This window comes from Pseudomonas sp. FP215 (assembly GCF_030687795.1).
Classification (GTDB): domain Bacteria; phylum Pseudomonadota; class Gammaproteobacteria; order Pseudomonadales; family Pseudomonadaceae; genus Aquipseudomonas; species Aquipseudomonas salmasensis.
The window spans coordinates 722,841-747,075 of record NZ_CP117447.1 but is presented as its reverse complement, the minus strand read 5'-3'; the positions used below and the strand labels follow the sequence as shown (position 1 = coordinate 747,075).

Annotated in this window: 16 protein-coding genes and 1 pseudogene; 12 read left to right on the top strand and 5 right to left on the bottom strand. The window is 61.7% G+C overall.

The window, feature by feature from the left end; translation table 11 throughout:
• Nucleotides 1–158 precede the first annotated feature (158 nt).
• Nucleotides 159–452 carry a hypothetical protein gene (locus PSH76_RS03165; RefSeq protein ID WP_056782809.1) on the top strand — a complete coding sequence of 98 codons (294 nt, stop codon included), beginning with the start codon at nucleotides 159–161 and terminating at the stop codon, nucleotides 450–452.
• A 132-nt stretch (nucleotides 453–584) separates the two neighbouring features.
• Here the strand turns inward: PSH76_RS03165 and PSH76_RS03160 are convergent, their stop codons facing one another.
• Entirely contained in the window at nucleotides 585–5,480 is a 4,896-nt protein-coding gene (locus PSH76_RS03160; RefSeq protein WP_305493586.1) for an alpha-2-macroglobulin, read from the bottom strand.
• A gap of 705 nt (nucleotides 5,481–6,185) precedes the next feature.
• Here PSH76_RS03160 and PSH76_RS03155 point away from each other — a divergent pair.
• Nucleotides 6,186–7,529 carry an MATE family efflux transporter gene (locus tag PSH76_RS03155; protein WP_305493585.1) on the top strand — a complete coding sequence of 448 codons (1,344 nt, stop codon included), beginning with the start codon at nucleotides 6,186–6,188 and terminating at the stop codon, nucleotides 7,527–7,529.
• A 111-nt stretch (nucleotides 7,530–7,640) separates the two neighbouring features.
• Here the strand turns inward: PSH76_RS03155 and speA are convergent, their stop codons facing one another.
• The 4 genes from speA to PSH76_RS03135 all read right to left on the bottom strand — a co-directional run bounded on the left by speA (nucleotide 7,641) and on the right by PSH76_RS03135 (nucleotide 11,982).
• Complete coding sequence (gene speA / locus PSH76_RS03150; protein ID WP_003188203.1) at nucleotides 7,641–9,554, bottom strand: arginine decarboxylase; 1,914 nt, start codon at nucleotides 9,552–9,554, stop codon at nucleotides 7,641–7,643.
• 143 nt (nucleotides 9,555–9,697) lie between these two features.
• A complete protein-coding gene (locus tag PSH76_RS03145; protein ID WP_032893757.1) occupies nucleotides 9,698–10,069 on the bottom strand; it encodes a translation initiation factor Sui1 in 372 nt (123 codons plus the stop codon).
• A 306-nt stretch (nucleotides 10,070–10,375) separates the two neighbouring features.
• Nucleotides 10,376–10,912 (bottom strand): NUDIX hydrolase, encoded by a 537-nt coding sequence (locus PSH76_RS03140; protein ID WP_305493584.1) that lies wholly within the window; start codon nucleotides 10,910–10,912, stop codon nucleotides 10,376–10,378.
• A gap of 2 nt (nucleotides 10,913–10,914) precedes the next feature.
• Nucleotides 10,915–11,982 (bottom strand): DUF2333 family protein, encoded by a 1,068-nt coding sequence (locus PSH76_RS03135; protein WP_032893759.1) that lies wholly within the window; start codon nucleotides 11,980–11,982, stop codon nucleotides 10,915–10,917.
• 298 nt (nucleotides 11,983–12,280) lie between these two features.
• Between PSH76_RS03135 and PSH76_RS03130 the strand changes: the two genes are divergently transcribed.
• The 10 genes and pseudogenes from PSH76_RS03130 to purH all read left to right on the top strand — a co-directional run bounded on the left by PSH76_RS03130 (nucleotide 12,281) and on the right by purH (nucleotide 24,203).
• Nucleotides 12,281–13,951, top strand: a complete 1,671-nt coding sequence (locus PSH76_RS03130; protein ID WP_169918268.1) for a PleD family two-component system response regulator — start codon at nucleotides 12,281–12,283, stop codon at nucleotides 13,949–13,951.
• Nucleotides 13,952–15,450: 1,499 nt separating this feature from the next.
• Nucleotides 15,451–15,966: pseudogene (locus PSH76_RS30670) on the top strand (methyl-accepting chemotaxis protein); the annotation flags it as partial.
• 263 nt (nucleotides 15,967–16,229) lie between these two features.
• Nucleotides 16,230–16,685: a type II 3-dehydroquinate dehydratase gene (gene aroQ / locus PSH76_RS03120; protein ID WP_014716732.1), complete on the top strand. Its 456-nt coding sequence runs from the start codon at nucleotides 16,230–16,232 to the stop codon at nucleotides 16,683–16,685.
• Nucleotides 16,686–16,709: 24 nt separating this feature from the next.
• Entirely contained in the window at nucleotides 16,710–17,174 is a 465-nt protein-coding gene (gene accB / locus PSH76_RS03115; protein WP_003188191.1) for an acetyl-CoA carboxylase biotin carboxyl carrier protein, read from the top strand.
• A gap of 17 nt (nucleotides 17,175–17,191) precedes the next feature.
• Entirely contained in the window at nucleotides 17,192–18,553 is a 1,362-nt protein-coding gene (gene accC / locus PSH76_RS03110; protein ID WP_003188188.1) for an acetyl-CoA carboxylase biotin carboxylase subunit, read from the top strand.
• Nucleotides 18,554–18,837: 284 nt separating this feature from the next.
• Nucleotides 18,838–19,716: a 50S ribosomal protein L11 methyltransferase gene (gene prmA, locus PSH76_RS03105; protein ID WP_034134793.1), complete on the top strand. Its 879-nt coding sequence runs from the start codon at nucleotides 18,838–18,840 to the stop codon at nucleotides 19,714–19,716.
• Between the two features lie 30 nt (nucleotides 19,717–19,746).
• Nucleotides 19,747–20,997: a DUF3426 domain-containing protein gene (locus PSH76_RS03100; RefSeq protein ID WP_305493582.1), complete on the top strand. Its 1,251-nt coding sequence runs from the start codon at nucleotides 19,747–19,749 to the stop codon at nucleotides 20,995–20,997.
• Nucleotides 20,998–21,182: 185 nt separating this feature from the next.
• On the top strand, nucleotides 21,183–22,196 hold the full coding sequence (dusB, locus tag PSH76_RS03095; protein WP_034126416.1) for a tRNA dihydrouridine synthase DusB: 1,014 nt from the start codon (nucleotides 21,183–21,185) through the stop codon (nucleotides 22,194–22,196).
• On the top strand, nucleotides 22,193–22,513 hold the full coding sequence (gene fis / locus PSH76_RS03090) for a DNA-binding transcriptional regulator Fis (RefSeq protein WP_002555375.1): 321 nt from the start codon (nucleotides 22,193–22,195) through the stop codon (nucleotides 22,511–22,513). The genes dusB and fis overlap by 4 nt, the downstream gene beginning before the upstream one ends.
• Before the next feature lie 82 nt (nucleotides 22,514–22,595).
• The gene (gene purH, locus PSH76_RS03085) at nucleotides 22,596–24,203 is read left to right on the top strand and encodes a bifunctional phosphoribosylaminoimidazolecarboxamide formyltransferase/IMP cyclohydrolase (RefSeq protein WP_305493581.1); all 1,608 of its coding nucleotides are present in this window, start codon (nucleotides 22,596–22,598) and stop codon (nucleotides 24,201–24,203) included.
• Nucleotides 24,204–24,235: the final 32 nt, after the last annotated feature.

The window sequence follows — 24,235 nt, the reverse complement described above, 5'->3', positions numbered from 1 at the left end:
GCTATCGCAGGCAAGCCAGCTCCCACATTGAACTGAGTACATCCGCAGGTGATTAAACTAAAACTCAAACGGGCAAACCTCTATGCTTGCAGGGAACTCGCCTGCGTTATCGACAACCAAAGGCACAGTTACGCCCACCTTCTTATCAGGACACGCACATGCAGGTAGAAAGCTTTTTCGAATGGTTGGGCCAGGCGCTCGGTTCCGTCATCCGTTTTATCGTCGACGGGCTCAGCGGTTTGTTCGGGGCCTTGACCCATGCCGGCGGCAACTTTATCGATGGCCTGTCACGCACCTTGGGCATGGACACCTCGATCATCAGCATCATCACCCTGATCGTCGGCCTGTTGTTCCTCTACTCGGCGGTACGCGCCTTTATGCGGGCCTCGATTATCGCGGGGATCATCTGGTTGATGCTGGGCCTATGGTTGCTGAGCTGGGTCGTACACTGACATTACAACCACTCGATTCCCCTCCTGTAGGAGCGAGCTTGCTCGCGAAAAACTCACAGACGCCGCATTGATTCAGGAAACCGGCGTTATCGTTGACGTTTTTCGCGAGCAAGCTCGCTCCTACAGTGGCTTTCAGCGGCCCTTGATCACCATATCCACTGGCGTCTCACCCACTGCCTGCCAGTTCGGCCGATACATCGACTCCACCTGCGGCGGCGGCACGCGGTAGGTTCCCGGGGTCACCGCGCGCGCCAGGTACAGCAAGTGCGTGGTGCCATAGCCATCCAGATTCATCGCCGCCACATAGCGGTCGTCCCTGAATTCCTGATGCTTGAGCGAGGCATTCTGCATCGACTCACGCCATTCCTTCACCTGGCTGCTGGCGTTCTCAAGGCTCGCCGCGCTTTGGGCCAGGTTCTGGTTTTCCAGCTCCAGGCCGGCAGGCAACAGGTCGACCACCAGAGCATCCGGTACGCGTTGCTTGGCGCTGACCGCCAAGTGCACCAGCACCAGATCACCGCTGTTGAGGTTACGCAGGTTCAACGGCTGGCCGTTCATGCCCAGGTATTCGCGTCGGATACTCAGGTTGTTGCCACCGGCCGCTGGCGGCACTTGTGGGTAACCCGAAACCGTCAATTGTTGGTACACCGGCGCTTCACCCTGATTGCTCAAGGCCAGGTCGCTGGACAACAACTTGCCGTCCAACTCCAACGTCGATTGCTGGTTGTTCAACTCACGCACACCGCCGCTGCCGGTGAGCGACACTTGCCAGTTCGTTTCCGGCTTGGCGAACCCGAGGCGCCCGGCCAGGAACAGCGAATTACGCTCCTGGGTAGACAGGTACGGGCTGGCCGCCAACTGATCCGACAGGGTGAACAACCGCTCCTCGCGCTGGCCCTTGGCCAAGTCGTTCTCCTCCAGCAACGCCAGGATCATCGCCTGGTCGCGCAGCGGGCTGCCGTAGTCGGCCAGCCACTCATTGGCATTGCGCTGCGCCGCCAACCCGGCCAACAGCGCCTGATCCGAACGCGGCTGGTCACCCATTTTCTGCAGCGCAATGGCCAACTGCACCAGCGGCAAGCCGGAGCGTGCGTCGCTGCGCCGTTCGAACAGGCTGCGCAACGCACCCAACGGCGCCTGCTGACTGCGCGCCAACACCATGCCGGCATAGGCCTGCACGGCAAACCGGGTGTGTTCGGCGTTTTCGCTGTACTCCACCTCGATCAGGTTACGTTCCTGCACATACCGCAACAGGCGCTCGCTGGCCTTCTTCAAGGCTTCAGGCGGTACGGCAAAACCCTGGTCGCGGGCGCGCAGCAAGAAGTCGGTGACATAGGCGGTCAGCCAATATTCTTCCTCGCCATCGGCGCCCCACAAACCGAAGCTGCCGTTGTAGCGCTGCATGCCCAGCAGGCGCTCGATGCCCAATTCGATCTTGCGCTTGCGCTCGGCATCCGGCTCGCCCTTGATGCTCAGGCGCTTGAGCAGCGCGTCGTCGGCGTACAGCGAGGGGTACAAGCCACTGGCGGTTTGCTCCAGGCAACCGTAGGGGTAAGCCTTGAGTGCACTGATCTGCGCGCCCAGGTTCAACGGCGGCCGGCTCGACAGGCTCAACAGCGCCTCGCGCCCAGATGCATCGAATTGGTCCAGTGCGCCCGATGGCAAGCTCCACGGCTTGTCCTTGAGCACTGCGCGGTAATGCTTGAGCAAGGCCGGGTACGCCGGGCGTACGCCCAGGGTCCATTCGCGGCTGAACGGCGGCAGGTTTTCACCCGGCAGGTCCAGGCCGTTGACGGTGACCGTGACCTTGCCCTGGCCGAGCCCGCCCCAGGCTTGTACCGGAATACGCAAGGTGGTGCGCTGGCCTTGCTTGAGTTCAACCGACTGCGCGCCGCTGTTGACCAACTGCAACTGACCTTGCGCGGTCAACTGCACATCGAGCTTCTGGGCCTTGCCCGACAGGTTGGAGAGGTCCAGGGCCAAGGTGGTCTGGTCGCCTCCTGCCAGGAAGCGCGGTGCCGACAATTCGGCAATCAGCGGGGCGGCGATCACCGTCTTGCCTTCGGCCATGCCGTAGCGATCCTCGCTCCAGGCTTGGGCCATCAGGCGCAGTTCGCCGTTGAAGTCGGGGATATTGACGCTGACTTCACCCTCGCCTTTCTCGTTCAAGGTCACCGGCGCGCTTTGCAGGGCGACGATGGTTACGCTGGTGTCCGGGCGCTTGCCGCCTTTGGCCAACGCCGCGTCGCCACCAAATGCCAGGCTGGCCAGGCGCCCCTGGCCGGCTTCAATCAACTGGCCGTAGATGTCGAATTGGTCGACGCCATAGGCTTTGCGGCCAAACAGGCTGGCGTACGGATCGGGCGTTGGGTATTCAGTGATATTGAGGATGCCCACGTCCACCGCCGCCAGCAGTACGTGCACCTGTTGGGGCACGCTGCCATCGGCGTTCTTGGCGGCGATCTTCACCGTCAGCGGTTGTTTGGGGCGCATTTTTTCTGGCGCGGTAAGGGTCAGGCCGAGTTTGCGCTGGGTGCGATCCAGCGGCAGGTGCAGCAAGCCCACGGCGCGTTTAGGCGTGATATTGGCTTTGCGCTCGCCGGGGCGAATGACCAGGGCGCTCACATACAGATCGTGGCGCGACCATTTCGGGTCGAGCTTCACCGCAAAGCTTTTGCCTTCGGCCGGCACGTCGATTTCCTGCCACCACAGCGGCCCTTCGGCGGACTCCACCAACAGGTAGCCTTTACCGGCCGCCGGTGGCGTGACGGTGACGTTGGCGGTGTCGCCATCGCCATAGGCGGGTTTGTCCAACGCCAGCTTGACTTGGTCGGGGCGCACGGCGCCGCCTTCGGTGTTGTCCTGGGCCTGGTAGCCGGCCCAGAAGCGCAGGCTGCTGACCAACCCGGTCTGCGGGTCTTCAACCTCCACACGGTAAGGGCCCCACTCCACCTGGAAGCTGACCTTGGCGGTGTCGCCCGCCTTGATGTTCAGGCTCTGCTCATCGAGGTTGAGAAATTTCTCGTTGAAGTGGTAGCTCCAACCGTCATTCTCCGAGTAGTTCCAGTAGTAGTCGCGGCGCTCACGCACCAGGCGCACCTTGAGGTCTTGGGCGGCCAGCTTCTGACCGTCCTGGTTGGCCACCAGCACTTCGAACTCCACCGGGCCATCGCCGTTGGTTTCCTTGCCGTCAAACAGGCCACGCAGGCCCGGCAGTTGCTCGGCCGGCCAGATCGGCTGCACCAGGCGCCGGGTGATCGGCCGCCCGCCGGACTCCTGCAGGCTGGCTTGCACGATCAGTTGCAGCGGCGATTTGGCCTCGGCCCACTTGCTTTCCAGGGTCAGCGCTTGCTCGCCGTTAGCGTCGAGTACACTTTCGTCCAGTTCGAAATCCTGGCTCAGCTCTTCTTCAGTGACAGAACCGAACTGGTAGCCCGGCAGGGATTTGACCGCCTCACGCAGCGGGCGCACATACACTTGGCCACTGACGCGGTTACCGGATGCGGGCGCGCCGTAGAGGTAACGACCGTTGACCTGGATGACCGGGTTTTCCTCCGGGCTCAGCGCCGTGTCACTGCCCTTGAGCTCCAGCGCCAGGCGCTCGGGCAGGAAGTCTTCGACGAGAAATTCATAGAGTTGCGGCTTGCCGTCGCCGAGGTCGAACACCAACTGCCAACGCCCGGTCGGCGCTTCGCCAGCCAGCTGCAACGGGTATTGATACAGGCCGGACGCGTCGGCCTCCCACACGAACTTGCGGCTCACCTGTTCATCCGGGCGCCGCACTTCGACGCTCACTGGCTGAGGCTTCACCGCCTTGCCATCCTTGTCACGCAACAGCGCGTTGAGCAGCACGGTTTCGCCAGGGCGATACAGGTCACGCGGGCCGAACACAAAGAACTGCAACGGGTGGGACGGTTGCCCGCCGATATCGAACTCCGCCAGGTCCAGCGCGGCGCTGTCCAGGCGCAGCAAGCTGGTTTGCTCGCCCTGCTTGGCCAGTAACACCTGGGCTTTTTTCGGCAGCGGCAACTCGGCGTGGCCACCGTCTTCGGTCTTACCCTGGCCGAGCACGCGGCCTTCGGCATCGAGGATTTCCAGTTCGACGCCGTTGAGTGCCTTGCCGCCTTCCAGGGCCTGGGTAAACACATCCAGGCGATTGGCATAGCGGTGCACCGACAGGCCGATATCACTCAAGGTGAACAGGGTGGCCGGTTGCGAATAGTTGTAGGTGCCTGAAGCGCGCATCACCGCCAGGTACACGCCGGGTTGCTGCAGTTGTTTGAGGCCGGCAATCGGCAGCAGCAGGGTTTCGCGGGTGTTGCGCGCCGGGTTCAGGTCGAAACGCCCGCCGTAGACTAGCTCGGCCATCGGCAGCAGTTCACGGGACTCATAGCTTTGCAGGCTGGTATTGCGCCCCCACTGCGCCAGGAACGACGGCAGGGATTCGGGTTTGATCCGGAAGAATTCCACGTCGATCTTGTCGACATTCAACGCGATCACCGGCAGGCCCTCGGCCAGGCGCGTCGGCAACAACGTGCCACGGCTGGCGAAGCCAACGGTGGCTTGCAGGTCGCGGGTTTCCAAGCGGGCGCTGTATTCGGCGGCGAGGCTGTTGCCGTTGACTGCCTTCACCCCGGCGTCCACGGTCAGCACCAGCTTGCGCTGCGGCTCAAGGTGGCGCAGGCGCACTTCCATCAGGTTATCGGACAGTTCCCAGGCGCCATCGACCTTGCCGGACGTGCTGTCTACCAAGTGCAGCTTGTCGGCGAATTTCTGATCGGGGTCCAAGGGGATGGAAAAACTCACCGACAAGGTGCTGGCCCCGTCCAACTGCACCTCAGACACGTCCACCACGCTCAGCTCACGCCCGGCATAACGCTGCTTGAGCGCTGCCACATCTACCGCGGCTTTCACCGGCTTCGGCGCTGCCGCCACGGTGGGCGCAGGCGGTGCAGCGGGTTTATCGGAAGAATCGCAAGCGCTCAGCAGGGCCAGCGCGCAGGCCAGGAACAGTCCTTTGTTAAGCATGGGGCACTCATAGTCAGAGGGAACCGAGGGGTGAACTATATATCAGCGCCGACCAAGCCGCTGCGGTGCCGGTCACATTGACCGACGGAGGGGCGGTTGGTTCTAGGTAGGCATGAAGCCGAGCCAAATCCCACAACCATTGGCGATCAAGATCAACATGTGGGAGCAACTGGCTTGTCTATCCACACAACTTTGCAGCCTGTAGCACCCGACGGTAACCACGATGCGAAGCGAGCCGCTCTTGATCTGCTCTCGATCTGCTTTTGATCTTGATCTTAAGCGCCCCGTCAAACCACGCTGGCCGGAATTCGACAGGGATTTGGGGGGTAAACCGGCAGGGATGCCGGTTTAGCCGCCCCGCGCCATGGATGGCGCGTGGCGGCGGCCCCCCAAATCACTGGCGGATTACGGGCACACCGAGCCTAGGCGAGGTGCCGAGTGGTGGGGCAAGAGCGTTTTGCTTACTTTTGCGCTTTTCAAAAGTGAGCCGCCGTCAGGGCGGAACCCTAAGTAGCCGTTACCGCAGCAATGGATATATACCCAATCCAACTGTGTCGCCTGCCAGGCCGCCTTCGCGAGCAAGCCCGCTCCCACATTTGGATCGCGGCGCGCCAGGTAGAAAGCCGTCGGCTGGGAGGCCGCCATCGCAGGCAAGCCAGCTCCCACATTGGCCGGTTACAATGCCGCTCCCCCGAAGGAGACTGCATGTCCACCTTATTGACCGACTGGCGCCACCGCCCCACCCATCGCCGCGTCTGGGCCCTGGCCGCGCCGATGATCCTGTCGAATATCTCGGTGCCGTTGGTGGCCCTGGTGGACAGCATGGTCATCGGCCACCTGCCCCACGCCCACCAACTGGGCGCCGTGGCTGTCGGCGCCAGCCTGTATACCTTCCTCGCCTGGGCCATGGGCTTCCTGCGCATGGGCTCCACCGGGTTCGCCGCCCAAGCCGCCGGGCGCAACGATGGGGCGGCGTTGCGGCAGATCCTGTTGCAAGGCTTGTTGCTGGCGCTGGGCCTGGCAATGCTGCTGGGCACGGTGGGTATTCCCCTGAGCCACCTGGCCTTGGAATGGATGCAGCCCTCGCCCGAACTGAACCAACTGACCCGGGAGTTTTTCCACACCCGCCTGTTCGGCCTGCCCGCCGCCCTCGCCAGCTATGCGCTGGTCGGCTGGTTCCTCGGCACCCAAAATGCACGAGCGCCATTGGCGATCTTGCTGACCACCAACCTGGTCAACATCGCGCTCAACCTATGGTTCGTCCTCGGCCTGGACTGGGGTGTGGTCGGCTCCGCCCGCGCCTCGGTAATCGCCGAGTGGACCGGCGCCCTGCTCGGCCTGGCGCTCACGCAAAAAGCCCTGCGCGCCTACCCCGGGCATATCGCTTGGGCCGCCTTGAAACTGTGGCAAAGCTGGCGCCCATTGCTGGCGGTCAACCGCGACATCTTCATCCGCAGTCTGGCGTTGCAGTCGGTGTTCTTCATGATCACGGTACAAGGCGCACGTTTGGGCGATGCCACCGTGGCAGCCAATGCGCTGCTGCTTAACGGCCTGTTACTGACGGCTCATGCACTGGATGGCTTGGCCCATGCGGTCGAAGCCCTCTGCGGCCACGCCATCGGCGCCCGTGACAGGCAGGCGTTGCGTCGCTCATTGGTGGTGGCCTGCGGTTGGTCACTGATCGCCAGCGTCGGCTTCGCCCTGCTGTTCACCTTCGGCGGCCATCTATTTATCGCCATGCAAACCGATATTCCCAGCGTGCGCGAAACCGCCGACATCTACCTGCCTTACCTCGCGGTATTGCCGTTGATTGCAGTGTGGAGTTATCTACTTGATGGCTTGTTTATCGGCGCAACGCGCGCGCGGGAGATGCGCAATGGAATGTTGCTGACGGTGCTGCTGGTACTGCCGGTTGCCTGGGCCTTGCAGGGGCTGGGCAACCACGGGTTGTGGATCACCTTCCTGCTGTTCATGGCGGTGCGCAGCCTGACGCTGTGGGCGATAGCCTGGCGCCTGAATCGGCAAGGACTGTGGCTGGGAACAGCCTGAAGGAATACAAACCCAATGTGGGAGCTGGCTTGCCTGCGATGGCGGTGTGTCAGCCCCTTAACTGTTGCCTGACACTCCGCCATCGCGGGCAAGCCCGCTCCCACATTTTTATTACGAGGACAGGTACGAAGAACGGGTCAGGCCCAGGCGCAACGCATCCAGGAACTGGGTGCGCTCCGAGGCCGAGATCTTCGCACTGGCACACTTGTCACGGTAATGCGTCATCAACTCCTCCGGCGACAAGTGCACATAGCGCAGCATGTCTTCGATGGTGTCGTGGGTCTCGATCCCGGCGCTGTACACCGAACCGTCTTCACGCTGGTAGATGTTCACCGAGTCGGTGTCGCCGAACAGGTTGTGCATGTCGCCCAGGATTTCCTGGTACGCGCCGACCAGGAAGATACCCAGCAGGTAGTCCTCGCCTTCGTTCAAACCGTGGACCGGCAGGCTGGTCTCGATGCTCTGCTCGTCGACGTACTGCTTGATCTTGCCGTCGGAGTCGCAGGTCAGGTCTTGCAGCACGGCGCGGCGCAGCGGCTCTTCGTCGAGGCGGTGCAGCGGCAGGATCGGCAGGACCTGGCCGATAGCCCAGGTGTCGGGCAAGCTCTGGAATACCGAGAAGTTGCAGATGTACTTGTCGGCCAGCTTGTCGTTGAGTTCGTCCAGCACCTGGCGGTGCGAGCGCTGGCGGGCTTTCAACGAGTTGTGCAGGCGACGGCACACCGCGAAGTAGCACTGTTCGGCCAGGGCTTTTTCCGCCAGGGTCAGCTTGCCATCGGCGTACTGGGCCGCTACGTCGCTCATGTAGTGGGTGGCGCGCCAGTAGGTTTCGGTGACCATCTCGATGTCGGTCGGGCCCAGCAGGTCCACCAGCCATTGCACGGTTTCGGGCAGGCTTTCCTTGTTTTCGATGGTCGGGATTTCGTCGTTGTGCTTCTCGACGTCCGTCACCTGCACCACCAGCATGGCGTGGTGAGCGGTCAGGGAGCGGCCGCTTTCAGAGAAGATGTTCGGGTGCGGCAGGCTCTGCGCGTCGCAGAATTCCTTGAGCATGCCCACCACCACGCCGGCGTAGTCGTCCATGTCGTAGTTGATCGAACTGGCGTTGCGCGAGTGGGTACCGTCGTAGTCCACGCCCAGGCCACCGCCGACGTCGATGTGGTCCACCGGCAGGCCGAGGTTGCGCAGTTCGCCGTAGTAACGAATGGCTTCCTTGAACCCGTGCTGGTAGTCAGCCAGGTTGGCGATCTGCGAGCCCATATGGAAGTGCAGCAGGCGAATGCCCTGGTCCAGGCCGGCCGCACGGAAGCGCTCGACCACCGACAGCAGCTGCGCCGCCGACAGACCGAATTTGGATTTTTCGCCACCGGTGTCGGCCCACTTGCTCGATGCCAGGGACGACAGGCGCACACGCAGGCCCACCTGCGGCTTGACCTTGAGGCTCGCCGCCTCTTCGATCACCAGCCCCACCTCGGACTCTTTCTCGATCACGATGAACACGTTGTGGCCGAGCTTCTGGCCCATCAGCGCCAGGCGGATGAACTCACGGTCTTTATAACCGTTGCAGACGATGGTGCCGCCCTTCGGCGCCAGGGCCAGCACGGCCAGCAGCTCAGGCTTGGAGCCGGCTTCCAGGCCGATGGAGACGTTCTGGGTAGCAATGATGTTCTCGATCACTGCTTCCTGCTGGTTCACCTTGATCGGGTACAGCGCGGTGTACTTGCTCTGGTATTCCAGGCGCTCGATGTTGGCATCGAAGGCACCGGTCAATTGGCGCACGCGGTCTTGCAGGATATCGGGGAAGCGCACCAGCAGCGGCAACGACAGGCCGCTTTTGCGCAACTCATCGACTTGCTCGTACAGGTCGACGGGCGTGCTGTTCGGGCCGTTCGGACGAACTTCTACGCGACCGGCTTCATTGATCGCGAAATACCCGGCCCCCCAATGGCGAATCCCGTAAACACTGCGGCTGTCCGCAACTGTCCATTGGCTGCCATCGTCTTTGCGTGTGCGTCGTACGGACATCGAAGTCCCCTATAAATGAAGGCGAAGGCGCCACCTCTCGTTCGAGGCTGGCGCAGTCTAAAGAATGAAAATGACGATTTGCCTGCAAGGGAAGTAGACCCCATTGGCAGGACAGAGTTTAGCCACAGGTTGGGAAGAGGCTTTCAGCCGCCGGACTTCTTGGCCTTGTACCCGAGCTTGATCAGCTCGGCCAACAGCAACTCGACGTGATCGCCCTGGATCTCGATGACCCCGTCTTTCAACGCGCCACCGGTGCCACAGCGCTTTTTCAGCGAGGTGGCCAATTCCTTCAGGGCGTCTTCAGCCAGGGGCACGCCGGTGATGGTAGTCACCGTCTTGCCGCCACGGCCTTTGCTCTCGCGACGCACGCGGGCAATACCGTCGCCTTCGGGGATCAGGGTCTGTTTGCAGGTGCACGAATCCACGGGCTGACGACAGTCCGGGCAGTGTCGACCTGCGTCGGTGGAAAATACCAGGCCACCAAGGGCGGCGAAGGATGCGGCTTTTTTGGCCACCGGCAATCCTCTTGGGAGGATGAAGACTGATCGGCGCCGCACAAGGCAGTGACCGACCGCGAAGCCCCACTCAGGCAGGGGCAGCGCTACCGAACCGTCAAGGTAACATCCACTGTAGGAGCGAGCTTGCTCGCGAAAATCGTCAACGATAACGCGGCCATTCAGGCAGCACGCAGTGTCTTGGCGTTTTTCGCGAGCAAGCTCGCTCCTACAGGGTGAAACAATAGCGGTTCGGGTGAAAAGGCGCGCAGTGTAACGGCAAAAAGCCAAGTTGCTAAGAGCCAAATGGCGCCAATTTATACAACTTTAGCGACGCGAGGCCAGATAGCGCCGCAAGCCCTCTTGGGCGTCCGGGCAATAAGGCTTTTGCTCGGCCTCTGCAAGCACCGCTTCGATGGTTAGAAAACGCGCTTCCATGACCTCTTCAGGCTGTAACCGCAGGGGCCCGTCCCAGACCGCCGAGTAGGACTTGCACCAGAGTCGGCTGCCGCCATCCTCAAAGTAGAAATGGTCATGTTCGACCAATTCCACGCCCGCAACCCCCAATTCTTCTTCCAGCTCTCGTGCTGCCGATAACGCATAGGACTCGCCCGCCGCCACCATCCCGCCCGCCGCCGTATCCCAATATCCTGGATACAACGCCTTACTCAGCGTGCGCCGGTGCACACACAGCTCGCCTTTGGAATTGAACAGAAAGATAAAGGTGCAACGGCCAATCAAGCCGCGCTGGCGCAGGTCGGACCTGACCAAGTGGCCGAGCAGGTGGTCCTGCTCGTCGACCCAGCAGATAAGTTCAGCATCGGAAGCCGCTCGGTGTGCGGCCTCCTTTTGAGTAGCGTCCATCATCAACCCTGGTTGAGGAGCTGACGCAAGTCGATCACTGCAGCGTTTGCCCGGGAAATGTAGTTGGCCATCACCAGCGAATGGTTCGCCAGTACACCGAAGCCACTGCCGTTAAGAATCATAGGACTCCATACCGGTTCCTGCGAGGCCTCCAGCTCACGAATGATCTGGCGCACGCTGACGGTGGCGTTTTTCTTGGCCAGCACGTCGGCAAAGTCGACTTCAATGGCACGCAGCAGATGAGACAGGGCCCACGCCTGGCCGCGCGCTTCGTAGAAAACGTTGTCGATCTGCATCCATGGGGTTTCCACCACTTCTTCATCGACCTGGGGCACTTCGCCCGGCGCCAGCGCCTCGGTTTTCAGCGCCGTGTTCAACTTGACCCGGCCCACGCTGGCGGACAGGCGCTGGGACAACGAGCCCAAACGGGTGGCCACATCGCCCAGCCAGTTGTTGAGGTTGTCGGCACGCGCATAAAACAGCGCGCCGCGCTGGTTCGGGTCAGACAGGCGCGCTTCGTAGCGGCTCAGGGAGTTGATGCCTTCCTGGTATTCCGACTCACTGGACGGCAGCACCCAGCTCTTGTTATCGAAGTTGAAGCGCGGCTCGGCCTTGGCTAGGTCCGCGTCTTCAGCCGACTGCGACTGGGAGCGGGCAAAGTCTTTACGCAGGGCACGGGTGAGGTCACGCACCTGCACCAGCACGCCATATTCCCAGCTCGGCATGTTGTCCATCCACAAGCCCGGCGGGAAACGGTCGTTGGAAATATAACCGCCCGGCTTGTTCAGCAAGGTGCCGACCACGGTCTTGAGGGTTTCGACGGTGGTGTAGCCCACCACTATCTGCTTGCCTTCCTTCTCGGCGGCAAGCTGGGCGGTTTGCTGGACCGGAAACAGCGCCGGCTCCTGGCTCCAGTACCAACCCAGGCCACCGGTGACCAGCAGGTACAGGCCGATGATGCTGAGCAAAGCCCGGCTCATCAGCAGGTTGCGAAAATAGCTGCGGTTGGCCGACTTGGGCTCAGGGGCGGGGCCTTTGGCACTGCCTTCGCGGTTTTTCCAGTCCAGCATGGCGATATCCTTTCAATCACTTGAGTTCATGCACGTCAATTGTCCGGGTGCGTTCAGACATTCCGACCACAACCCTACCCCATCGTGCCCATCGGTGCGGGGCTTTTACACGAAAGTGGCGCACCGGGCCGCTTGGACTATAAAGGATGCACACCTTTTACGCTGGGCGACCAGCCGGTCAATAACTGAATCTCAGGCATGCAGACTTAATTGACGTATGACACTCATCTATCAGAAAAGAGGTGCTAGCATAGCGCCATCAGTCGACCTCAGCATGCACCCTCACAGTAGTCAGGATATGACCGAGTCAGAAGACCCCAGCCGCGAGCGTCTCAAGCAGCACTTTGCCCAGCGGGTAATTCATCAGGCACGTCAAATTCTTGAGATCTGGCAGCGCCTGCAGCGCAGCGAGTGGTCGAACGCCGACTTTTCCGAACTCAGCGAAGCCAACCTGCGCCTGCAGCGCTTCGCCGAACGCTTCGAACAGCCCGAACACACGCAACTGGCACGGCATATCAGTCAATCCCTGCAAGCCGTGGACGAGAACCGTGGCCGCCTGAGCAGCCAACTGATCACCGAGCTCAACCGCTTGATGCAACGCCTGTCGCGCACCGGCCTGCGCCAGGGCGATCAGCTTGAGCAAACCTTCCTGCCGCCGATGCGCAAGCCGATCTACGTGATGCTCGCCGACCATGACCGCGCCGAGCGCCTGGCCAAGCAGCTCGAATTCTTTGGCATGAGCGCCCACGCCCTGGACAGCGTCGCTGCCTTTCACGCGGCCATGGCCGAGCGCTTGCCGTCGGCGATTGTGATGGACGTGGACTTCTGCGGTACGGGCCTGGGCCTGAAGCTCGCCGCAGAAGCCCAAGAGGGCCTGGAGCACAAGCTGCCGCTGTTGTTTTTCAGCCTGCACGAAACCGACACCCCGACGCGCCTGGCCGCCGTGCGCGCCGGTGGCGAAGAGTTCCTGACCGGCACCCTGGAGGCTTCAAGCCTGCTGGAAAAGATCGAAGTGCTGACCTGCGCGGCCCAGTATGAACCGTACAAAGTGCTGATCATCGACGACTCGCGGGCCCAGGCGCTGCACACCGAACGCCTGCTCAACAGTGCCGGGATTATCACCCGCACCTTGATCGAACCGATCCAGGCCATGGCCGAGCTGGCGGATTTCCAGCCCGACCTGATCATCCTCGACATGTACATGCCTGCCTGTACGGGCACCGAACTGGCCAAGGTGATTCGCCACAACGACCGCTACGTCAGCGTGCCGATCATCTACCTGTCGGCTGAAGACGACCTGGATAAACAGCTGGATGCGATGAGCGAGGGCGGTGACGATTTCCTCACCAAACCGATCAAGCCGCGCCACCTGATCACTACCGTGCGCAACCGTGCTTCGCGTGCGCGCAACTTGAAGGCACGGATGGTGCGCGACAGCCTCACCGGGCTGTACAACCACACGCATATCCTGCAACTGCTCGAAGATTGCAGCTTCCGCGCCCGCCGCGAGAACAAGCCTCTTAGCTTTGCCATGCTCGATATCGACCACTTCAAGCGCGTCAATGACAGCCACGGCCACCCGATGGGCGACCGGGTGATCAAGAGCCTGGCATTGTTTCTCAAGCAGCGTTTGCGCAAGACCGATTACATCGGCCGCTACGGCGGTGAAGAGTTCGCCATCGTGATGCCCGACACCGACCTGGAATCGGCCTGCAAGGTGCTGGACGACATTCGTCGGCGCTTTGCAGAAATCCACTACCCCGCCCAACCGCAGGATTTGTGGTGCACCTTCAGCGCCGGCCTGGTGGAGCTGTGCGACGATTCCGACAGCCTGATGATGGCCGCCCAGGCTGACGAAGCGCTGTACCGCGCCAAGGACGCCGGACGCAACCGCGTGCAAGCCGCTCGCACATCAAAGCAAAGTGCCATCTTTTCACCAGAATCCACCGATTCGGTCATAACGCTGTAATACAAACGCAATAAATTCAGGCGCTTATCTCTTGCCGTCGGTTGAAACCCCGCATGCGCCTGAAGCTGCTGACCAATCTCAATACCCTTCTGCTGGTGGCCGTGTGCCTGGCGCTCGGGGCGACGCTGTGGTGGTCGCAACGGGCGCTGGAGCGCCCGTACTTGTTGATGGAGCGCTACCTGGGGTTGTCCCAGGTCTTTCAAAACCAGGCTGCCCGTAACATCGACGACTACTTGGCCAGCGGCGATGCCCTGCGCCTGAGCAGTGCCACCCAGAGCCTGGAAAGCCTGCAACTGCAGCTAGCGGAACTGCCGCCCGAATTGGCGCAAAACCTGCGCCCCAGCCTTATGGAGCTGGAAACCTTCAGCAAGACTGACTTGTTGGCCGCCGGTAAATTGGCTGGCGACCCGCAAGCCCTGCTGCTGCAAGCCGAACGTGAACTGGGCGCGAACCTGGAACAACTGAGCCAGTACGCCAGCGGCGTCAATTCCGCGGAGGCTGCGCGCTATATGCCGCCATTGCTCGCCGCCTCACAGCACCTGGGCAAACTGTCCCTGGCCCGCGACAAGCTGGTGAGCAGCGGGCGCGCCGAGTTGGCTGTGGATGTCGAGCGCGAAGTGACTAACCTGCGAACCCAGGCCGACCTGCTCGCGCAACTGCCCTTATTGGGAATAAAGGCCAGCGCAGAATCCAACACCGACGATTTTTCCGCGTTGATGGGCCTGGAAAATACCGAAAAAACCGAAGCCCAAGACACCGGCGTTGACCTCAAGCGCGAGCTCAACAGCCTGCTGACCCGCTACCCTGCTGAACTCCAACGCACCCGTGAACAGATTCAGCAACGCACTGACCTCGCCGCCAGCACCCACCTGAAAATCACCAACGTGCAACAAGCCATCGCCGGCCTCGAACCCGTGGTCCGCGCGCAACATGCGAAGATTCAGGGCGAAGTGCGTGTGATACAAGGCGTGATGATTGGCCTGATCCTGCTGATCGCATTGCTGATCGACACCCTGCAACGCCGCCTGGCGCGCGTGTTGACCAACCTGGCGCCGGCCTTGTCGACCTGGGCCGAAGGCGACTTCAGCCAGCCGATCGCCCTGGGCAAGACCAACCGTGAACTGCACGATATCGAGGCCTCCCTCAACCGCCTGCGCGCCTACCTGGTGGACTTGGTCGGCACCATCCGTGGCAATGCCGAAGAAGTGGCGGGCAGCAGCCGCGCCCTGGCCGAACTGAGCAGCGGCCTGCACGACGGTGCCGAACGCCAGGCCGGCGACACCGCGCAAATCCGTGATTCCCTGGGCGAACTGGAGGCCACCATCCAGCAAGTCGCAGGCGATGCCAGCCAGGCCGCCGGAGCCAGCCGCAGTGCGGGCCAGGCCGTGGAGCAAGGCCAGCGCGTGATCGGCCTGAGCCTCACCGGGCTGCATGCCTTGGTGGGTGAAGTGCAGCAAAATGCGCAGATGATCGAAAAACTCGCCGAAGAGTCCGCCACCATCGGCGGCGTGCTCACGGTGATTCGCTCGATTGCCGACCAGACCAACCTGCTGGCCCTCAACGCCGCCATCGAAGCCGCCCGCGCCGGTGAGGCCGGGCGTGGTTTCGCCGTGGTGGCCGACGAGGTTCGCTCCCTGGCCCAGCGTACCGCCGGTGCCACTGCCGAAATCCAGGGCCTGATCGCCGGCCTGCAAACCGCCGCGCACCAGTCGGTAGAAGGCATGCGCGCGCAGGTCGAACACGCCGAAGCCACCGCCCAGCAAGCCCAGGCGGCGGATGGCGCGCTGGATGAAATCGTCGGCGCGATCCAGACCATCTCCGACACTGCCGTACGTATCGCCGATGTGACCGCGCAACAAAGTGGAGCCGTGAGCGAGATACGCGACAACAGTGAGCGGATTCATCAATTGGGTGAGGATAATCTGCTGCGCATTGGCCAGGGCCGCAGCCAAGGCGAGCACCTACTGGTGCTGGGCGGGCAACTGACTACCGCCGTGCAAGCCTTTCGCGTCTAACCCGATCTGATGTTCCATGATGACCAAAATGTGGGAGCTGGCTTGCCTGCGATAGCGGTGGATCAGCCAACTCATCCCCCACTGATACACCGTCATCGCAGGCAAGCCAGCTCCCACACTGACCGAACGCAGGCTCTTGGTCACAAATTTTGCGCAATCCTCGCTAATCGTGCCGGCTACTGCATAGAACTGGACAGTCACAAAGGCTTTGCGGCATAGTCGCCGGGTTCTGACGCACCCACACCAATAACAAGGAACAGCCAATGGCGACCTTACTGGTTCTTCACGGACCCAACCTGAACCTGCTCGGCACCCGTGAACCGGGCGTCTACGGGGCAGTAACCCTCGATCAGATCAACCTCGACCTGGAACGACGGGCACGTGAAGCCGGCCACCATTTGCTCTACCTGCAAAGCAATGCCGAGTATGAATTGATTGATCGCATCCATGCCGCGCGTGGCGAAGGTGTGGACTTTATTCTGATCAATCCCGCCGCTTTTACGCACACAAGCGTTGCATTACGTGACGCGTTGCTGGCGGTGAGCATCCCATTCATCGAAGTGCATTTATCGAACGTGCACAAACGCGAAGCTTTCCGCCATCACTCTTACTTCTCCGACGTAGCGGTAGGAGTGATCTGCGGCCTTGGCGCCAGCGGTTACCGACTGGCCCTGGAGGCCGCCCTGGAACACATTGAAGAACAGGCTAAACGCCCCTGACCGACCCTTGGGAGTTGATGATTCATGGATATCCGTAAAGTTAAGAAACTGATCGAACTGCTGGAAGAATCCGGTATCGACGAGCTGGAAATCAAGGAAGGCGAAGAGTCCGTACGGATCAGCCGTCATAGCAAGACCCCGGCCCAACAGTTCTACGCGCCACAGATGCAAGCGCCGGCTCCAGCCGCTGCTGCACCGGCTGCCGCACCTGCCGCCGCCGCTGCACCTGCCGCCCCAGCCGCGCCTGCGCTGAATGGTTTCGTGGTCAAGTCGCCAATGGTCGGTACGTTCTACCGCACCCCGGCACCGACCTCGCCAGCCTTCGTTGAAGTGGGCAAGACCGTGAAAGTGGGCGACACCATCTGCATCGTTGAAGCGATGAAAATGATGAACCACATCACCGCGGAAAAAGCCGGCGTCATTGAATCCATCCTGGTAGAAAACGGTCAGCCGGTTGAGTACGACCAGCCGCTGTTCACCATCGTTTGAACCGCGGAGCGCCTTCGATGTTGAAACCTGCGAAGAAACTGCAAAAAGTCCTGATCGCCAACCGCGGCGAGATCGCGCTGCGTATCCTGCGCGCCTGTAAGGAAGAGGGCATCAAGACCGTCGCTGTTTACTCGACGGCCGATACCGAATTGATGCACGTGAAACTGGCGGACGAAAGCATCTGCATCGGCCCGCCACTGGCCACGAACTCGTACCTGAAAGTCTCGAACATCATCGCGGCGGCAGAAGTGACCGGCGCTGATGGCATCCACCCAGGCTACGGCTTCCTCGCGGAAAACGCCGATTTTGCCGAACAGGTGGAAAAATCCGGGTTTGCCTTCATCGGCCCCAAAGCCGAAACCATTCGCCTGATGGGCGACAAGGTCTCGGCCAAGGACGCCATGATCGCGGCCGGCGTGCCAACCGTTCCAGGCTCCGACGGCCCGCTGCCTGAAGACGAAGAAACCGCTCTGCGCATTGGTCGCGAAGTCGGCTACCCGGTGATCATCAAGGCCGCCGGTGGCGGTGGTGGTCGCGGCATGCGCGTGGTGCACAAGGAAGAAGACCTGATCGAAGCCGCCAAGCAGACCCGCTCCGAAGCGGGCGCCTGGTTCGGCAACCCGATGGTCTACCTGGAGAAGTACCTGACCAACCCACGTCACGTGGAAGTCCAGGTACTGTCCGACGGCCAGGGCCACGCCATCCACCTGGGCGACCGCGATTGCTCGCTGCAACGTCGTCACCAGAAGGTATTGGAAGAAGCCCCGGCTCCGGGCCTGGACGAGAAAGCCCGCCAGGAAGTCCTGGCACGCTGCGTCAAGGCGTGCATCGACATCAACTACCGTGGCGCCGGTACCTTCGAGTTCCTCTACGAGAACGGCCGCTTCTACTTCATCGAGATGAACACTCGCGTGCAGGTAGAGCACCCGGTTTCGGAGATGGTCACCGGTATCGACATCGTCAAGGAGATGCTGAGCATCGCCGCCGGTAACGTGCTGTCCTTTACCCAGGACGACGTGAAGATGCACGGCCACTCCCTGGAGTGCCGCATCAACGCCGAAGACCCGAAAACCTTTATCCCAAGCCCTGGCCTGGTCAAGCATTTCCACGCGCCCGGCGGCAACGGCGTACGTGTGGATTCGCACCTGTACAGCGGCTACAAGGTTCCGTCCAACTACGACTCACTGATCGGCAAGCTGATCACCTGGGGCGCCACCCGCGACGAGGCCATGGCCCGTATGCGCAACGCCCTGGACGAAATCGTGGTAGACGGCATCAAGACCAACATCCCGCTGCATCGGGACCTGGTTCGTGATGAAGGCTTCTGCGAAGGTGGTGTGAACATTCACTACCTGGAACACAAGCTGGCCAACCAGTAAGTGCTCCACCCAACAAAACCGCCTTCGGGCGGTTTTGTTGTTTCTGGGCCACCGAAACCCTGTGGGAGCTGGCTTGTGTGGGAGCTGGCTTGCCTGCGATGGCATCGCCTCGGTCTGGCAGAAAAACCGAGGTGCCTGCATCGCGGGCAAGCCCGGCTCCCACACAAGCACCACATTTTGACCGGGTGCAGTCAGTGGTGTCGTCTTCTGCCCGCTGCTCGCGTAAACTTGCGCGCTTTCGCGGCCTGCCCGCCGCACATTCATTTTTTTCAAAGGTGCCCGCCATGCCTTGGCTGCAAGTCCGTCTCGCCATCAGCCCAGAACAAGCCGAAACCTACGAAGACGCGTTCCTCGAAGTGGGCGCCGTGTCGGTGACCTTCATGGACGCCGAAGACCAGCCGATCTTCGAACCAGAACTCAACACCACGCCGCTGTGGTCCCACACTCACTTGCTCGCCCTGTTCGAAGACGGCACCGACGCCGCTGCCGTGCTGGCCCATATGGAACTGCTCACCGGCGGCCCGCTGCCCGAGCATCACAGCGAAGTCATCGAAGACCAGGACTGGGAACGCAGCTGGATGGATAACTTCCAGCCCATGCGCTTCGGCCAGCGCCTGTGGATCGTGCCAAGCTGGCACGCCGCTCCCGAGCCAGACGCGGTGAACCTGCTGCTGGACCCGGGCCTGGCGTTCGGCACCGGCACCCACCCTACCACCGCCCTGTGCCTGGAATGGCTGGACGGCCAGGACCTGACCGACAGCAACGTACTGGACTTCGGCTGCGGCTCGGGGATCCTGGCCATCGCCGCCCTGCTGCTGGGCGCCAAGGAGGCCGTGGGCACCGATATCGACGTGCAGGCCCTGGAAGCCTCCCGCGATAACGCCGGGCGCAACAACATTGCCGAAGGCAAATTCCCACTCTACCTGCCTGAAGATCTGCCCCAGGTTCAGGCCGACGTACTGGTCGCCAATATCCTCGCCGGACCACTGGTGTCGCTGGCGCCGCAACTGTCGAGCCTGGTCAAGCCGGGCGGGCGCCTGGCGCTGTCGGGCATCCTCGCCGAGCAAGGTGAAGACGTGGCTGCGGCCTACGCCAAGGACTTCGAGCTGGACCCGATCGCCAACCGTGATGGCTGGGTACGCATCAGCGGTCGTCGGCGCTAGAATGAGCGCTTGCCTGAATCGGATGGCCGCATGACCGACAGTTTCGTCACCCAGTGCCCACATTGCCAATCGCGCTTTCGCGTCAACCACGCTCAATTGAGCGTGGCCCGCGGCGTGGTGCGTTGCGGCTCGTGCCTGCAAGTGTTCAACGCCGCACGCCAGTTGCTGGAGCAACGGGCCCAGGCGTCTGCGCCGGAGCCTGAAGTGCCGAACACCGCCGAGCCGGCCGTCGAACCGACTGGCGAAACGCCTCCCGAACCACCGCGGGCCATCAGCCAGAAACAGTGGACGGCCGAAGAGCTGGACCTGGATAACCTGGACAAGGAACTGGCCAGGCTGGAACGTCGCGAGATCCAGCACACCCAGGCCGTGGGCGCCGAGCGTCGCCAGCCAGGCGCCGACCGTCGGCAAAAGGAAGAGTCCTTCAGCGCCAGCCGCGATACGGTCAAGGCCGAGGAAGAAAAATGGGCGGCCAGCCTGTTCAGTGAGCCACCCGAAGAGCGCGCCCAGGCACCAGAGCAAGAGCCCGAGCCGGCCAAGGCGCCTGCGTCCAAACAGCGCACCGAACCGTCCATGTCGGCCCACACCGACGACCTCGATGACGAACCGGCTCTGCACACCACCGCCGAGGATGAAGACCTCGACCCGCCGCTGACGCCCACCCTCGACGAGCCGGAACCCGAAGACCGCGCGCAGCCACGACGCAAGCGCGCACGAACAGAAGCCGGCGTACACGACGAACTGCTCCAGGACCTGGAAGACGACCCCCTGCACCTGTATGCGCAGAAGCGTCCGTCAGGCTGGGGCCGCCGTCTGGTCTGGATACTGTTGGTAGTACTCGCCGCCGCAGGCCTGGCCGGCCAGTACATCGCCTACCAATTCGACGACCTGGCCCGCCAGGACGCCTACCGTCCCTGGTTCCAGGCGCTATGCCCGAAACTGGGGTGCACCGTGCCATCGCGGGTCGACATTAGCCATATAAAGAGCAGCAATCTGGTGGTGCGCAGCCACCCCGAATTCGCCGGGGCGCTGGTGGTGGATGCCATCCTCTATAACCGCGCGACCTTCTCCCAGCCCTTCCCGCTGCTGGAGCTACGCTTTGCGGATTTGAACGGCAGCCTGATTGCCAGTCGTCGCTTCAAGCCCGCCGAATACCTGAGCGGCGAGTTGGCCGGTGTGAGCGAAATGCCCTCGCAGACGCCGATCCACATCTCTCTGGACATCCTCGACCCCGGCAACAAAGCCGTGAATTACAGCCTGAGCTTCCATTCGCCCGAGTGAAACGGCGTGCCCACCGAGGTTTGACGGCGGATTATTGACTTGGCCGCCGTCGACCAAACCGATGGCGATAAAAAAGTAACTGTTCAGATTTTATCCAATTCAGCCTTTAACCAGTCATCGAGAGCGGGTATCATGCCAACCCTTTTTCGAACTCTAATGATCCGGCCCCACAACAGGGAAGTCCTATGTCGGCGGTACGCATCGGCCCATACACATTGCAAAACGGCTTGATCCTCGCCCCGATGGCGGGTGTCACCGACCAGCCCTTTCGTCAGCTGTGCAAGCGTTTGGGCGCGGGTCTAGTAGTCTCTGAAATGGTTACCAGCGACATGAGTTTGTGGAACACCCGCAAGTCGCGGATGCGCATGATCCACGAAGGTGATCCCGAGCCACGCTCGGTGCAGATCGCCGGTGGCGATGCGCAGATGCTGGCGGATGCAGCCCGGGCCAACGTGGAGCTGGGTGCACAGATCATCGATATCAACATGGGCTGCCCGGCCAAGAAGGTTTGCAACAAGGCCGCCGGTTCCGCACTGTTGAAAGATGAGCAGTTGGTCGCCGAGATCCTGCAGGCCGTTGTCGGCGCAGTGGATGTGCCGGTGACCCTGAAGATTCGTACCGGTTGGGACCGGGACAACAAGAATGGCCTGACGGTGGCGAAGATCGCTGAACAGGCAGGTATTACAGCGCTGGCGGTGCATGGCCGCACCCGCGCCGACCTTTATACCGGTGAAGCCGAGTACGACACCATTGCCGCGATCAAGCAGGCCGTGTCGATGCCCGTCTTTGCCAATGGCGACATCGACAGTGCCGAGAAAGCCCGGCGCGTGCTGCACGCGACCGGTGCCGATGGCTTGTTGATTGGCCGGGCCGCCCAGGGGCGGCCGTGGATTTTTCGTGAAATCGAGCATTTCCTGCGTACCGGTGAAGTCTTGCCGGCACCAGAGTTGGTCGAGGTGGAACGTATTCTGCTAGAGCATCTGGCCGCCCTGCACGCCTTCTATGGGGACGTGATGGGAGTACGCATTGCTCGCAAGCATGTCGGCTGGTATCTCGCCACCTTGCCGGGCGCCAAGGAATTCCGCGCTCAGTTCAATCGTTTGGATGAAACGCAGGCACAGGTCGCCACCGTTCGTGAGTTCTTCGCCGGACGCGACAAGAGCCTGGGAACAGGGGATGGAGAAGGGGTGGCCGCATGACGATGATGACCGAGACTTTAGTGAGTGGAACAACACCCGTGAGCGACAACGTCAATTTGAAACAGCACCTCAACACGCCGAGCGAAGAAGGCCAGACCCTTCGCGGGAGTGTCGAGAAGGCGCTGCACAATTATTTCGCCCACCTTGAGGGCGCTTCCGTCACGGATGTGTACAACCTGGTGCTCTCCGAAGTCGAGGCGCCCTTGCTCGAAAGCGTGATGAACTACGTCAAGGGCAACCAGACCAAAGCCAGTGAGCTGCTGGGCCTCAACCGTGGCACCTTGCGCAAAAAGCTCAAGCAGTACGATTTGCTGTAAGCATTCAATCAAACCAGAAAGGCGCCCGCGTAAAACCGGTCGCCTTTTTTGCTGACTTCCTTTGCTTTTGATGGAAATTGAGATGACCGACCAGACCACCCGCCTGCCGATCCGCCGCGCCTTGATCAGTGTTTCCGACAAGACCGGGATCCTCGAATTTTCCCGGGAGCTGGAAGCCCTGGGTGTGGAAATCCTCTCCACGGGCGGGACCTTCAAACTGCTGCAGGACAACGGCGTGGCCGCAGTAGAAGTCGCGGACTACACCGGTTTCGCAGAAATGATGGACGGTCGCGTCAAGACCCTGCACCCGAAAATCCACGGCGGCATCCTCGGCCGTCGCGGTATCGACGACGCCATCATGACCGAGCACGGCATCAAGCCGATCGACCTGGTGGCCGTTAACCTCTACCCGTTCGAAGCCACCATCAACAAGCCAGGTTGCGACCTGCCGACCGCCATCGAAAACATCGATATCGGCGGCCCGACCATGGTGCGCTCGGCGGCCAAGAACCATAAAGACGTGGCCATCGTGGTCAATGCCAGCGACTACGCCAGCGTCCTGGAAAACCTCAAGGCCGGTGGCCTGACCTACGCCCAGCGCTTCGACCTGATGCTCAAGGCGTTCGAACACACCGCCGCCTATGACGGCATGATCGCCAACTACATGGGCACCGTGAATCAAGCTGCGGACACCTTGAGCACAGAAGGCCGCAGCCAGTTCCCGCGCACCTTCAACAGCCAGTTCATCAAGGCCCAGGAAATGCGCTACGGCGAGAACCCGCACCAGAGCGCGGCGTTCTACGTGGAAGCCAAGCCGGCCGAAGTGGGCATCGCCACCGCCACTCAGTTGCAAGGCAAAGAACTCTCCTACAACAACGTGGCCGACACTGACGCTGCGCTGGAATGTGTGAAGAGCTTCGTCAAGCCGGCCTGCGTGATCGTCAAGCACGCCAACCCGTGTGGCGTGGCCGTCAGCCCGGACGCTGAAGGCGGTATCCGCCAGGCGTACGAACTGGCCTACGCCACCGACACCGAATCCGCATTCGGCGGCATCATCGCCTTCAACCGCGAACTGGATGCCGAGACCGCCAAGGCCATCGTCGAGCGCCAGTTCGTCGAAGTGATCATCGCCCCAAGCGTCAGCGAAGAAGCCCGCGCCATCGTCGCCGCCAAAGCCAACGTGCGCCTGCTGGCCTGTGGCGAGTGGTCGGCAGACCGCGCCGCCGCCTGGGACTACAAGCGCGTCAATGGCGGCCTGCTGGTACAGAGCCGCGACATTGGCATGATCGGCAGCCAGGACCTGAAAGTCGTGACCAAGCGCGCGCCGACCGAGCAAGAGATCAACGACCTGATCTTCGCCTGGAAAGTGGCCAAGTACGTCAAGTCCAACGCCATCGTCTACGCCAAGAACCGCCAGACCATCGGTGTCGGCGCTGGCCAGATGAGCCGCGTGAACTCGGCACGTATCGCCGCGATCAAGGCAGAACACGCCGGTTTGCAGGTGGTGGGTTCGGTGATGGCATCCGATGCGTTCTTCCCGTTCCGTGACGGCCTGGACAACGCCGCGAAAGCCGGCGTGACCGCCGTGATCCAACCGGGTGGTTCGATGCGTGATGCAGAAGTCATCGCCGCCGCTGATGAAGCTGGCATTGCGATGGTCTTCACCGGCATGCGCCACTTCCGCCACTAAACAGCACCGCTTCTCTACTGTAGGAGCGAGCT

What these genes read in the sequence shown, in the direction of transcription:
- fis (WP_002555375.1), top strand. Translation starts at nt 22,193, where the DNA reads ATGACGATGATGACCGAGACTTTAGTGAGTGGAACAACACCCGTGAGC.
- PSH76_RS03135 (WP_032893759.1), bottom strand. Translation starts at nt 11,982, where the DNA reads ATGCTGGACTGGAAAAACCGCGAAGGCAGTGCCAAAGGCCCCGCCCCT.
- PSH76_RS03100 (WP_305493582.1), top strand. Translation starts at nt 19,747, where the DNA reads ATGACCGACAGTTTCGTCACCCAGTGCCCACATTGCCAATCGCGCTTT.
- PSH76_RS03140 (WP_305493584.1), bottom strand. Translation starts at nt 10,912, where the DNA reads ATGGACGCTACTCAAAAGGAGGCCGCACACCGAGCGGCTTCCGATGCT.
- PSH76_RS03155 (WP_305493585.1), top strand. Translation starts at nt 6,186, where the DNA reads ATGTCCACCTTATTGACCGACTGGCGCCACCGCCCCACCCATCGCCGC.
- prmA (WP_034134793.1), top strand. Translation starts at nt 18,838, where the DNA reads ATGCCTTGGCTGCAAGTCCGTCTCGCCATCAGCCCAGAACAAGCCGAA.
- accC (WP_003188188.1), top strand. Translation starts at nt 17,192, where the DNA reads ATGTTGAAACCTGCGAAGAAACTGCAAAAAGTCCTGATCGCCAACCGC.
- dusB (WP_034126416.1), top strand. Translation starts at nt 21,183, where the DNA reads ATGTCGGCGGTACGCATCGGCCCATACACATTGCAAAACGGCTTGATC.
- PSH76_RS03160 (WP_305493586.1), bottom strand. Translation starts at nt 5,480, where the DNA reads ATGCTTAACAAAGGACTGTTCCTGGCCTGCGCGCTGGCCCTGCTGAGC.
- speA (WP_003188203.1), bottom strand. Translation starts at nt 9,554, where the DNA reads ATGTCCGTACGACGCACACGCAAAGACGATGGCAGCCAATGGACAGTT.
- PSH76_RS03165 (WP_056782809.1), top strand. Translation starts at nt 159, where the DNA reads ATGCAGGTAGAAAGCTTTTTCGAATGGTTGGGCCAGGCGCTCGGTTCC.
- aroQ (WP_014716732.1), top strand. Translation starts at nt 16,230, where the DNA reads ATGGCGACCTTACTGGTTCTTCACGGACCCAACCTGAACCTGCTCGGC.
- PSH76_RS03130 (WP_169918268.1), top strand. Translation starts at nt 12,281, where the DNA reads ATGACCGAGTCAGAAGACCCCAGCCGCGAGCGTCTCAAGCAGCACTTT.
- purH (WP_305493581.1), top strand. Translation starts at nt 22,596, where the DNA reads ATGACCGACCAGACCACCCGCCTGCCGATCCGCCGCGCCTTGATCAGT.
- accB (WP_003188191.1), top strand. Translation starts at nt 16,710, where the DNA reads ATGGATATCCGTAAAGTTAAGAAACTGATCGAACTGCTGGAAGAATCC.